General features: G+C 47.0%; 9 protein-coding genes. 2 read left to right on the top strand and 7 right to left on the bottom strand.

The features are described 5' to 3' along the window. Positions 1-443 precede the first annotated feature (443 nt). Positions 444-731, top strand: a complete 288-nt coding sequence (locus tag ACIFSR_RS07600; protein ID WP_430056352.1) for an alpha/beta-type small acid-soluble spore protein — start codon at positions 444-446, stop codon at positions 729-731. Between the two features lie 557 nt (positions 732-1288). On the opposite strand, the gene ACIFSR_RS07605 is transcribed toward ACIFSR_RS07600, so the two are convergent. The 6 genes from ACIFSR_RS07605 to ACIFSR_RS07630 form a co-directional block, all read right to left on the bottom strand. Beyond that, on the bottom strand, positions 1289-3916 hold the full coding sequence (locus ACIFSR_RS07605; protein ID WP_430056354.1) for a family 16 glycosylhydrolase: 2628 nt from the start codon (positions 3914-3916) through the stop codon (positions 1289-1291). Positions 3917-4110: 194 nt separating this feature from the next. Beyond that, positions 4111-5682, bottom strand: coding sequence for a response regulator transcription factor (locus ACIFSR_RS07610; protein ID WP_430056357.1), 1572 nt, complete (start codon positions 5680-5682; stop codon positions 4111-4113). Between the two features lie 3 nt (positions 5683-5685). Next, complete coding sequence (locus ACIFSR_RS07615; protein ID WP_430056360.1) at positions 5686-7524, bottom strand: sensor histidine kinase; 1839 nt, start codon at positions 7522-7524, stop codon at positions 5686-5688. A gap of 144 nt (positions 7525-7668) precedes the next feature. Further along, positions 7669-9333 carry an extracellular solute-binding protein gene (locus ACIFSR_RS07620; RefSeq protein WP_430056363.1) on the bottom strand — a complete coding sequence of 555 codons (1665 nt, stop codon included), beginning with the start codon at positions 9331-9333 and terminating at the stop codon, positions 7669-7671. Between the two features lie 81 nt (positions 9334-9414). Beyond that, positions 9415-10299, bottom strand: a complete 885-nt coding sequence (locus ACIFSR_RS07625) for a carbohydrate ABC transporter permease (RefSeq protein ID WP_430056365.1) — start codon at positions 10297-10299, stop codon at positions 9415-9417. 18 nt (positions 10300-10317) lie between these two features. Further along, on the bottom strand, positions 10318-11238 hold the full coding sequence (locus ACIFSR_RS07630) for an ABC transporter permease (RefSeq protein WP_430056368.1): 921 nt from the start codon (positions 11236-11238) through the stop codon (positions 10318-10320). A gap of 147 nt (positions 11239-11385) precedes the next feature. Here ACIFSR_RS07630 and ACIFSR_RS07635 point away from each other — a divergent pair, with 147 nt between their 5' ends. Continuing rightward, the gene (locus ACIFSR_RS07635) at positions 11386-12132 is read left to right on the top strand and encodes a glycoside hydrolase family 16 protein (RefSeq protein WP_430056371.1); all 747 of its coding nucleotides are present in this window, start codon (positions 11386-11388) and stop codon (positions 12130-12132) included. A gap of 184 nt (positions 12133-12316) precedes the next feature. Here ACIFSR_RS07635 and ACIFSR_RS07640 read toward each other — a convergent pair whose 3' ends face one another. Further along, the gene (locus ACIFSR_RS07640) at positions 12317-13072 is read right to left on the bottom strand and encodes an SDR family NAD(P)-dependent oxidoreductase (RefSeq protein ID WP_076266514.1); all 756 of its coding nucleotides are present in this window, start codon (positions 13070-13072) and stop codon (positions 12317-12319) included. Positions 13073-13157: the final 85 nt, after the last annotated feature.

Genomic DNA, 13157 nt, shown 5'->3' on the forward strand with positions numbered 1-13157 from the left:
CGTGATGACTCCAAAATTGTTGCCGTTCACGTTCTCTGATGGGAATCGGACGGCGATTTTTACGTAAGGAGGATGACCGACTCTGGCATGGTAACATTGACGAGCTGGATAAAGCTCTTGCAAAATGAAGTAAGAATTCATTAGAACACTAACAAAGGAGCATGCTGCGGCTGCTCCTTTTATAATTTTCGACGATTGATCCGTTAAGCTGAGCTGTGCTCTAAGTAGGTCGAATTTCTATGTTTCATGGTAGGTGGCCAATAGAAGTCGAGTATAGAGGAAAACAAAGATTCTCCAAGATATTTTCCACTGCGGTCGTGCGTATAAATTTCAACAGTTTATCAACTGTTTGATGGTCCTGCATTTCTCGTGCTGATGCGGAAGAGGGATGAATTTTTGTGCTTACGGGCAAGTTAGAGAGAAAATATCGAGGGGAGTGTTGTATGATGGCAAGAAGAAGGAGAAAATATGCGGTGCCTGGGGTTGAACAGGGGATGCAAGCTTTCAAAGCAGATGTAATGAAACGCGAAGGCTATGCCGTGAATCCGAATCAACCGGACGACGTAAAATACGAAGTGGCGAAGGAGCTTGGAGTACCTTTGCATCCAGGAAACAATGGTCATTTGACTACGGAATCAGTGGGCCATGTCGGTGGCAAAATTGGCGGTTCCATGGTTCGGGAAATGATCCGTCTCGCCCAAGAGCAGATTGCGAATAGGGAGCAGTCCTGAAGAATTATGAGTGCATGGATACACGGCTGCCGGGTTGGGATCTAGAATGATAAAAAAGGCACCCATTGGATGCCTTTTTTCAAAAAAAATGAGTGATACAGCGAACAGTACTTAGATATAATTGACGTTCGTTGCATGCTTTTCCTCTAAGGGCATCCAGCCAACCGCAATCTCCAAGTGACAGATAATCCGGTTCTATAAAAGAGATTGCTCCATGAGCAAGGGCTTTTTGAAACATTTCATCTACATAAGGTACAAACAGCATCGATTGAGGAACTTGCTGAATTTCAAGATTCCCTTATAAAGCTAGGACCTTCAAAGTCTCATATCAGTTTGAAAAATATATTAGAACACAGAATTTTACTCTAAATCTAAATCTGTCAATATCATCATGAAGCTCCATGTTTAGTTGCTCATCGGCCTCCAATGAGAGAGATGGCTGCAAAGTGAACAGGCGAGGGGAAGACTCACCCTCGCCTGTTAAAGAACCTATCAAATGACCTCGCGTGTTACTACTAGCAGGCCAGTAAAGAATTGTCTAGCCAGGATTCTCCGGTTTACTCCGGTGTTCCTTGCGTTACCCCATGAATATAGGTGAGCCAAGGAGTATCCAGCGCGCCTTGTCCCGGATTATAGGTAAAGAAGTATTCGACGGTATCCCCAGACTGCAGGTTGTTTACAGGGTAAGTATAGTTGCCGTTTCCTGACGAGGTCATAGCTACGTTTTGCTGTGCACCGTTATTTATCTTATAGTGCAAATCGGCAAAGGTTGCGCCATTCACATAAAACGTCAAGTTATTGCCCGCTTTTTTCAGGCCACGCACCGCATCGCCAATGACGATAACGGTTGATGGCGCGGGTACAACCGTGATGGTAGAGCTGGCTGTTTTGTTGCCGTCAGCCGTTGTTGCCGTAACCGTTGTTGTTCCTGGAGCGAGCCCTGTCACCACACCGTTCTGATTTACGGAAGCGATGCTGGAGCCCGAAACGCTCCAAGTTACCTGTTTATTTGTTGCATTAGAGGGTGCAACAGTGGCGTTTAACTGTACACTCTGTCCTACTTGCAGCTGTGCAGTGCTCTGGTTTAAAGTTACACCGGTAACAGGCACGTTCGTAGGATTTTGGCCACCGTTTTCTTTATAAACCCGTACATAATCCACCAGCATCGTCGCAGGAATATCAGATGGGCTTGGAGCTAAACCGCCATCAAAATGCCCACCGATTGCGAGATTCATAATGATGTAGAAAGGCTGGTCGAATGGAGCGTTCGGATTGTTCGGTGCAGCTACGGAGTACCATTGATCTCTGGAGACTTTGAAGAAGAATTCCCCATCCACGTACCATTTAATGTTATCCTCTTCCCAGATCATCGTATACACATGATAATCATTGGCAAAGGTTTGCCCTTCCGAGAAATGATATTCCCCAGCAATATATCGATTCACTGGCCATTGTCCGCCAAAGTGCACGGCACCGCTAGTTGTGCCAGGCAAACGTCCTTTGGCTTCCATAATATCAATCTCACCAGATGCGGCCCATGCACCGTAAGCTGAATCTTTTGGAAGCATCCAGAGCGCAGGCCAGACACCATTGCCTGTAGGCAGCTTCGCGCGAATATCCACTCTGCCGTACTGGAAGGATAGATGATCTTTGGTATTAATTTTGCCTGAAGAATATAGAGCATACCGGCTTGGATCCTGCGGGAACGATTTTGGATCGTTCAACGCCCGGATATTCAACTTTCCGTCCTGTACAAATACATTTTGTGTACTATTGGTATAGTGCTCCAGCTCTGCATTGCCCCAGCCCCAGCTGTTGGGATCGTTACCGATATAATAGCCGGTTTCATAGTTCCATTTGTTCGTATCGAGCACTGTACCGCTAAATTCATCCTGCCAGATGAGATTCATGCCCGCAATGGCTGGGTCGCTTGGCGTTCCGATTGCCACATCGTCATGATCGGATACATCTGGACGGGGAGCATCCGGATTCCCGATAAAGGTATAGTTAACGAAGTTGCTGCCAACACTTCCGCCTGCCTGCCCATTCAATGGGTAGCCGATTCGAATTTGCATATTCACCTGGACGGGCTGGAACCAAAGGCCATAGATATAGTCAGCCCAATATCCCCACTGATTGGCATCGGACATGTTATTGTAACCATTGCCGGAATATGAGAATCCGCTCTGGCTGGAGTTCGCCATATCCACCCATTGCCCGTTGATGTTAATTTGGTATACGAATTTTCCGAGCTCAGTGCCTATTGGCGCGCCACCATCAATTTTTGGCAGCGGTATGCCGATGACGCCTTTCGAATCTGCTGTAAAGGTTGTTCCATCGTAGGGAGTAATGACATATGAATTTCTTACGGGTTGATTAAAGGTTATCGTATAAATGACGTTAGCCGAAGAGGTTTTTGATTCAAGTTTTACGTTAATAGACTCGGTTACCGTAAACCAGAAGCCGCCGCCTCCTTCGGTGAACTGGCCGAAGTTGCTATCATAGATCCAACCGCTGGCAGCATTATTGTTAATATCAATCCAAGTGCTGCTGTTTACAGGTTTTACAAACACCTTCAAATCATCCGCTACAGCTTCATAAATAATGGCTGGATTATTGTTGAAGGTAGGATAAGTAAAGCCTGCACCCCCTGTAAAGCCTGCAGTAATTTGTGGCCCTTGGGTAGGGGTCATAGCCGTAATCGTTGTTTTGTTTATATTTTGAAATACAAGCGTGTAGTTAAGGGTCGTTCCATTAGCTTTAGAATACAGTTGAATTTCTGTTGTTGCGGAGAGAGTGAACCAATAGCCGTAAGTGCCGCTATCGCTCCAGTGCCCCCAGTTTTGGTTATAGACATAGCCAGCGGCACTGTCAATATTGACCCAGTTGCCCCCTACTTTCACATTTACGCCTACGTCATCGGAAACATCGTTCCATGTGGCGGAGCCGCCGTTAAATATAGGCATGACGAAACCGTAGCTTGCTTGCCCAACCCCTGATTTTGAAATGACTGGCCCATCTGCTGCTGAAAAGTAAGCCATAGAGGTAACGGTGGTGCCTGCTGCATCGACGGTTTGAATTTTCGAAAATGGCAATAGCCCGACGCTCGCCATCATCGCTACCGCCAAGAACAAGCTCAGTACCTTCTGCTTAAACCGTTTCTGTGAATGGTGAAGTACCTTCATTATTGTCCTCCTTCAATAAAATATGGTTACCCCTGCGGCTCCTTTTATTTTGAGGCAATTGATTGTGTAAGTTCTTGGAGGAAACCGCTTACATTGGAGTGCACCTTTATTCTATCGAATACAATTAACAGCTGGAAAGGTCCATTTGTTTTTGTTATGACCCAATTTTTTGGGTTTTGATTATTTTTGAAGGCTCATAGTGCTTTGCCCTGATATTTTCCTTCTCTTTCAAGCTTCCGCCGCATAAGCTGCCGGTACTCCGTGGGCTGCATATTCATAACATCGCGAAATGCCCTTGTAAAGCTTTTGTAGCTTTCATACCCAACCATGGTGGCTACCTCGATAATTTTATGATCGGTTTCGGCTAGCAAGCGGCGGGCCTTATCTAGGCGCACATCGCGCAGGTATTCTGTAAAGCCTTTGCCAATATTCTTTTTAAACAGGTTGGAAAAATAGGCGTAATTAAGCGACACATGGTTGGAAACCATCGCGAGGTCCAGCGGCTTATGATAACATTCGTGGATAAAACGAATGGCTTCATTTAAGTCCTGCGTTTTGCGATAGCTGCACTTGTAATCATAATAAAACTGATTCAGCCGAAGCAGCTGCTGCTGCAGCGCCTGAATATAATCTCGAATGCCCGGATAATCGAATAGATTCCGCAAGCATTCAATATCAAGCGCCTCTTCCCCCATGTAGGGACGGATCACCCGCTCATATTCCTCCAGCATCTGCACCGTTGCGCTGCATAACTGCTGCGTGTACCTTATATGGTAACGCTGCAGCACATTTTTGTGGAATAGCGTAGAAATGCCTTGGGCAATTTTCCCGCTGTTTTTGGTGCCAATAAGCTGAAACAGGGCATATAGCTCTTCATAGGGGATTTCCCATTGCGACTCCAGCCTCTCTATATGCGCGGGTAGGATGCACCTCTTATCAGGGAACAAGTAGCTATGGCGATATAGTTCAAGCACCTGTGTATAGCTGCCGGGAAGCCCTTTTAAGCCTTGCTGCGGTCCAGTCATAGCCGCTGTGGCATCAATCTGACTTGCCTTAAGTACAGCAGGCAAAGCATTCGTATCTGTGGCCGCATCGACCGCAAGAACCAGGTATGGGCGGTGCTGCAGACATATATATCCCTGGCTGCCATAAACACGGTAAGCAATAGATTCGATGCTATGGGCACTGTCTGCCCCCGGTTGGTTAATCCACAACTCTTCCCGCAGCAAGCACAGACGGTAATTATGCCAAAGTTTTGGGTTTTGCTGCTGAATCTGCCGAATCCATGCTTCATCGTTCACTGCGCCTTGCATAAACATGCAAAGCTCTTTACGGTCTGTCTCCTCAGCGCGGCGGGACATATGCTCCATATTGCGGGAAAGGGCTTGCCGTGCCTTTATTTCCTGACCAATATGCTCTACTGCGGTAAGCAGATCCTCCCGTTTTACCGGCTTGAGCAGGTAGCCTTTTGCCCCAAGCCCAATGGCTTTCTGGGCATAAGCAAAATCACTATAGCCGCTAATTATGAGGTAATCCACGTTGAGGTGTTCTTCTTTGGTTTGCTCCATTAGCGCCAGTCCGTCCATATCCGGCATCATAATATCGGTAATCACCAGATGAATGTTATGCTGACGCAATAAGTGCAGCGCCTCAATTCCGTTAGCGGCACAATAAATAGCATCAAGCTGCAGTGGAAATTGGCGCAGCATGGCCTGCAGGCCATCGCGTATGTGCTTTTGATCATCTACAATCAGAATATTGATCATGCCCTACCATCCTCCAAGATTCACATTTTCCCAAGGCAAACGTAAGGTTACACAGGTATAAGCGCCCTGCACACTGTCAATTGAAAGACCGCAGCCCTTGCCATAATGAAGCTGCAGGCGCTTATGCACGTTTTCGAGGCCGAGGCCGTTTTTGCTGGTCACAATTGGCGTATCTGAATCGCCGCTCAGCACAGCTTGCAGACTAGCCAGCATCTTCTGATCAACACCCGCACCGTCATCGCGTATCTCAATTCGTAATAGGCTGTCATTCACCACTTGTACGGTCATTTGTATGTGTACACTGCCGCCTAAAGGTGCTGCATGATGAACCGCATTTTCAACGATGGGCTGCATGCACATTTTAGGAATAGCATAGTGAAGCACCTCCTGCGGGAGATCCGCCGTCAATACGATGCTGCCGCCCTCCATAAAGTTAATGAATTTGATATAGCTTTCGATGTTGGCGAGCTCCTCACGGAGGGCGACGGTATCGCTGCGCCACTGCATGCTGTAGCGCAGCTGCGAGCCTAACGATACGAGCGCATCGGCGATTGCAGGCTGCTGCTGAACCTCCGCCAGCATCCGAATGGATTCCAGTGCGTTATATAAAAAATGTGAATTGATCTGCGAATGGAGCGAGTGCAGCTGTGCGTTTTTGGCAATAAGCTGCTTATCCACCACCTGCGTCATCAGACGACTAATTTCGTCCAGCATTTTGTTGTAGCTGATGGCTACCTCATCAATTTCATCACCGGTCTCGTGTTCATCTAGGCCGATATTAATCTTCGCATCCAATTGGCCTTTCCTCACCTGACGCATAGAAGATAACACGCTGTCCAATCGGCGGAAAATGCGCCGGGTCGTATGCGAAACGAGCAGCATAATCAGCAGCAGCACACATAAAGCAATCACTACCACAAAGGCATACCAGCTGCGCGGACCCTTCATCAGTGCTTGATGGGAAGCAATATCCACAACATATGCGTTCAGTGGAGCGATATAACGGTAAAGTGCATAGTAGGTTTGATCTCCTACTTGGACCTTCATGGGGCTATCCTGTTGAAGTACGTCCAGCTGCCGATGAATGCTGCCAAGGATACTATTCAGCCCATCCCCAGCGGTTTGAGAAAATAAATGCTGCGTATTGTATATATTTTTTGAAGGATTTGTTCCGTCCATGACAACCGAGAAGAAATCCCCTCCGCTCTCCTCCAGCAGGTCGTTGAAAAATACGCTGTGCTCGGCACGAATTTCCATAATGGTAGGAAACTTGTTCTGTTGACCCTGAAGCCGTACCAACCGATAATAGGCTAGCGTGTGCTCGCCATCCTTAAAAGCAAACAGGCGGTATGCTGCGCCGCCTTCATCTCGAAGGGTCTCCCAATAATCCTGCGGCCAAAACTTGTCATAATGATAGATTTCGGGCCAAATTTCGAACAGGTTAGGGTTATCGACATAAAAGCTGAGCTCACTGATCATCTCATGGCTTTCAATGATATTATGCATCTGCTCAAATTGATTTTGTTTAAATTTCACGAGGTGGAGACCATCCCCGCGCATATTGGAGTGGATAAAATCCACGAATGCCTTTTGAGTCAGCGCTGTTGAGGAAGCGTTTTCAAACATGTCCATTTTGCTGCGCAGCTGTTCGTTCAGCCGTGCGACATGGCTGCTGCCGGTGGCCATAGCATCTTTGTATAACTGGGCTTCCTGTATACGGATAAATAAAAAGGACACCAAAATGGCAGGGATTGCAATGACTAGGCTAAAGGCCAGAAACAGCTTTTGGGATATGCGGGCATTGCGGTAAAGCTTTTTCATTTTGGTCAGCATATACTTCATTTAACGGCCCTCCCTACCTCCGTAATATACCATATATTACAAACCGGCTGGTAGGTAACAAGGCGTTACTTACAAATGTGTAAGTAAAGTCGGAAATACCGGCCACCATTTCGGCAGCCGGCAGTATATAGGTTATAGGTGTAACTACTCTGCCATTTTTGCTTTTCGTACATCCAGCTCGGCTTGGCGATATTCCATGACCTTGTCGAAACCGTAACTCACGCGGCGGGCAAGAAAATTATCAAATATTTTATCAAAGGCTGCTTCATCCTTAGCCGTAATCAGCTCAGGCAGCACTTCCTCCCAATTTTGAGAGATGCGTGACCAGGCTACCGCTACTTCAGAATCACCCAGTGGATCTAAGCCTTTGTAGATGCCGCTGTCAATATCGGCCTGCGCATTGGCGAAGTCCTCCATTTGCTTAATGACAGGAGCTTTCTCCGGTCTCCACTGGTTGATAATAACAGGGTTCCGCATCATCCAGTAGGTATCCATAATGCCGTATTCCTTTTCAAACTTTTCAATATCCGTTTCAAGCAATTTCACCATTTCAGCCTTCAGCTGCGGCTTGCCGCTCACCATTTCCCACGTCTCGCCTTCCTTGCCAAGGAATAAATCTCTTTGGCCTTCTTCGCTGGCTAGATATGTCAGGAAGCGGATAGCACGTTCAGGATTTTTAGTCGATTTGCTAATCATTGTAACCATCCAGCCGTCCATGTTGCCAGGGAACAGCTTTGCAGAGTCACCCTTGCTGTTTTGCGGTCCATCTACTGCAATGTAGTTGGAATCCGGGTTCCCGCTTGCGGCCAGCATCGGATTGACAGCCGTCATTCCCGTCCATTCGCGAATCATCATGAAGTAGCGGGCATTGTTCGTTTTTTCCTCTACTTGTGTATCAGAGTCCACTAGGAAATCTACATTAATCAGTCCGCGCTCGTATGCTGTGCGGAAGGTTTTCAGCCAAGCGAGGTAATCCGGATCGGTAATGCGGTCGTAGACTTTGCCGTCTTTTTCATGCGGAACAGCGAGCAGATTTTGCAGGTATTCACTCATCCCATAAGGAACATTCCCCTGTGCAAAGAAGGGACTAATCGGTTGGCCTTTATACTCGGGATACTTATCCTTGAGCAGCTGCAGTGCATTTAGAAAGCCCTCCGGCGTGCTCAAATCTGGTTTGCCCATCTCCTCATACAGATCTTTTCTCACCAAAAAGGTTTGGTTGGCGGCTGTCATGCCTGTTTCATGCATGAGATTAGGGCTATATGAGTCATTCGGAATGCCATACGTATTGCCATTTTCTTGACGATACCACTTCAGCGTGCCGTCACCCGCAACCTTAAAGAAGTAGGGATCATACTGCTCTGCCAATTCATTTAAAGCATATACATGATCACCTTCCCATAGTTTCTTGACAGCGTTTTCCCAAGAGCCCATAGAAATTAAGTCTGGCAGCTTGCCAGAGGTCATCATCAAGGTAATATGCTCATTCGCTTCACCAGAAGGTACTTCGAGCTTAATATTGACGCCTGTTTTTTCGGTTACGTACTTGGAAGTCAAGCTCTCTCCCCAGCTGTGGGCATACCAGGATGCGCCTACGAACCACGAGAGCTCGACTGGGCTGGTATCCAGCTGCCAAGCAGGCTGTTCGGGGCTCGGCGTTGATTCGCCTTGTGGCTGCTCGGTACTTTCCGCAGGCGTTGAAGTCGGCTTGTTTTCGTTATTCTCCGATTTGGTACATGCGGCCAAGCCTAATGTAAGTATTACGGCTAAAATGATTACCATGCTTAGCTTGATGAGGTTTTGCTTCATGACATGAACACCCTTTCTTTACTGTTTTTTTTATAGGTTCCATACGCCTCGCTAACGATCGCTTAGAGAAACGTACAGCACTTACCCTTTAATCGCACCAATCATTACGCCTTTGACCAGATAGCGCTGAATAAAGGGATAGAACACGAGAATTGGCAGCGTTGCCACCATCATCGATGCAAATTTGATGGAGTTGCCAGGCAGTCTTGCGCCGAATTGAGCCATGGCTTGCTGCTGCATGAAGGACATGGAGTTCTCCGCAATGATTTTGTACAGTATGGTTTGCATAGGCAGCTGATCCTGCGAGCGAATGTAGATTACACCCTGGTAATAATCATTCCAGTGATAGACGGCTGAGAAAAGCGATATGGTAGCCAGTACGGCCATGCTGTTAGGCAATACGATTCGAAACAGAACGCCATAATCCGAAGCACCGTCTACCTTTGCGGATTCCTCTAAGCTGTCGGGAATGGTGCGGAAGAAGCTCATGAATATAACCATATTGAAAAAAGTGTACATAGCCGGGATGATGAATACCCAAAAACTGTCGTAAAGGCCCAGCTTTGTCATCAGAATAAAGGAAGGGATTAAGCCGCCTGAAAACAACATCGTAATCAAGGCGATTTTGAGATAGATTTTGCGGCCGATTAAGTTGGATTTGCTCATTCCATAAGCTACAATGGCGGTAAATAACACATGTACCGCTGTTCCTATCACCGTGCGCAGCGTAGTAATGTAGAAGCCGTGCATTAGACTTTTATCATTGAATACAACACTGTAGCTGGCTAGTGAAAATTCCTTTGGAAACCAGTTTACTGTGCCCAGCATGGCTTGCTCCGGCGCATTAAGCGAATTTATAAATACAAACCACATCGGGTACAGCGTTATGAAGCAAACGGCCAGCATCAGCAGCGCATTGCACACCTCAAATACGCCAGTTCGCCGCAATCTTCTGCGTCTTTCCATGTATCTGCCCTCTCTTTCTTAAAAAATGCTGTCGCCAGTTAATTTCTTGGATGTGTAATTGGCCAAAAATAATAGCCCTAACGCCACAATGGAGCGGACAAACAAGACGGCTGTTGAGAAGGAATGGCGCCCAGATACCAAGCCCATATTATAGATGTATAAATCCAGGCTTTCGGCCATCTTCATGTTCATGTTGTTCTTCAACATAAAGATCTGTTCAAAGTTGCTGCCGAGTATCCCGCTGACAGCGAGGATGAACAAAATAGCGATGGTAGGACGTATGCTCTGAATGGTAATATGCCACATCCGCTGCCAACGGTTGGCGCCATCGAGCTCCGCTGCCTCGTATAGCCCTGGATCAATGCCAGCGATTGCAGCGATATAAATGATGGCACTCCAGCCCGTTTCCTTCAGCGTATCGGAGAAATAGGTAATCCACCAAAAATATTTAGCGTCACTATTAAACAGAATTTCGCGATCCTGCAGTCCGAGCGCCATCATCAGTTGGTTGATGACACCGCCCTCGCCCAGCCAATTGAGCATAATGCCGCCAAAAATAGTCCAGGCAATAAAGTGCGGTAGGTATGAAATGGTTTGTACTGTGCGCTTAAATCGAATCGTCCGTATTTCATTAAGCATCAGGGCGAAAAAGATGGGAATGGGAAAACCTAGCAGCAGCTTGATGCTGCTCATCCCTAGAGTATTGCGGATCGAGCGCCAAAAACGGTCATCCGTAATAAAATCTTGAAAGTGTTTTAGCCCTACAAAGGGTGATTGCAGCATGGGCTTGGCGATACTGAAGTCCATAAATGCAATAATCAGCCAAAACATTGGAATATAACAAAAAATGAACATCCATATAATGCCTGGGATTACCATGCTTTGCAATTGCCATTGCCTAAAAAAAGTTTTTATTTGTCCCGTCCTGTATGGAAACATGTTCTGCGCCCCCTTCCTTTTCATCGTATGAAAATAGACCTAGGAAAAAAAGGCCATGATTTTTGACCCTATCCCATTTTTTTGGATTTGTTTGACTGGGCGTCAAAATTAAGTATGCTGTGAATAAATGAAGGGAGTGTGCATGGGATGGGCAAGCTTTTATGGGAGCAGGATTTTTTAAATAGAAACACCGATTTGAGCGCATGGAACATTCGCCTTGGCAACGATTTGCTTGATAACGATGGCAAACCAATAGATCCGGGCTGGGGCAATGGGGAACAGCAGTTTTATACCGAACATGCTAGCAATCTATATATCGATGAATTGGGGCTGAACCTATGCGCGCGACGTGAAGTCATTGAAAAAGACGGTCGGCAATTTGCGTACACCTCGGCCCGTATAGATACAAAAGACTATCTCTCCTTTTGCTATGGAAAGCTTATCGTTCGCGCAAAGCTGCCAGTGGGACAGGGGTTATGGCCTGCCATATGGCTGCTCCCGCAGCATCAGGCCTACGGTCCTTGGCCTGCCTCTGGCGAGATTGACATTATGGAAGCTAAAGGCCGCTTGCCGAGGCAAGTATCCGGAACGCTGCACTATGGGAAGGATTGGGACCATAAGGTTACCGATGAGTTCTCCTACCAGCTTGAACAGGGAACCATTAACGAATTCCGTGATTATTCATTGGAATGGGATGCTGGCTCCATAAGGTGGCTGGTAGATGGGCATTGCTTCGCCGAGCGCCCTATGGAGCCGGGCATTATGCCCTTTGACGAGCCTTTTTATTTGGTGCTTAACCTTGCTGTTGGGGGCTGGTATGACAATGTGGCTGTGGATGAAACAGCGCTGCCAGCGGTCATGACGGTTTCAAACATATGGCTGTATCAAAGTTGAAAAAATAGCTGCTTGGGGTCGTTTGTGGGGAAGAAGAATAGACGGAGTTACAACGATAAAGCCAAGCGTAATAGGGCATACCCGTATTGGGGATGCCCTATTTTCGCTATAGTCTGGATGGGGGGAACTTTACTCGCGTATACTTAGAACGGTTTGAATTCAGTAAAGAAGCATTTTCATTCGTTTAAAGTGTCAGCCCACCATCGACCAGTACGATGGAGCCCGTCATGTAGCTGGAGCGATCGGAAGCAAGGAATGTGACGACCTCCGCCAGCTCGTCCGGCTTAGCATAGCGGCCCATACGCATATTGCCGACTTCCTCAGGCACGTATCCTCCGGACATGAAAGCCTGTTCAACACTCTTCGTCAGAGCCGTTTCCACACCACCCGGACAAATGCCATTGATACGGATGCCTTTTTTCACATACTCGATTGCTGCGCCTTTCGTAAGACCGACAACCGCATGTTTGCTGGCGGAATAAGCGGATGCGCTGTGCTCACTTTTGACTCCAGCTGTCGAAGCGGTATTAATGATCGTTCCGCTTTCTTGCTCCTCCATTACCTTTAAAACATATTTCATGCCGAGGAAGACGCCCCGGACATTAACGTTCATAATTCGGTCGAACTCGTTCTCATCAATATCAGCGAGCTTCGAGAACTTCTGTACAACGCCGGCATTGTTGAAGAAAATATCGATACGTCCGTAAGTATCGACGGCCGCTTTTACATAACGCTGAACATCCTCGCTTTTTGACACGTCGGCCGGTACGAAGATGGCTTCGCCGCCCTGTTCCTGAATCATTCGAACCGTCTCTTGACCGGATTCCTGATTAAAATCAACAGCGACAATCGTTGCGCCGTTGCTGGCCATTTTCAAGCTGCTTGCACGGCCGATGCCGCTTCCTGCTCCAGTAACGATAGCTATTTTATTTTCCAACATATGAGTTCATCCCTTTCGAGTGTAATAGCAAAGGATCTTTGCTTTCTTCATTGTAATGCGCTTTCATTTTTGAAAATTGTATTTA

It is taken from the genome of Paenibacillus sp. NRS-1760, assembly GCF_050467785.1.
Classification (GTDB): domain Bacteria; phylum Bacillota; class Bacilli; order Paenibacillales; family Paenibacillaceae; genus Pristimantibacillus.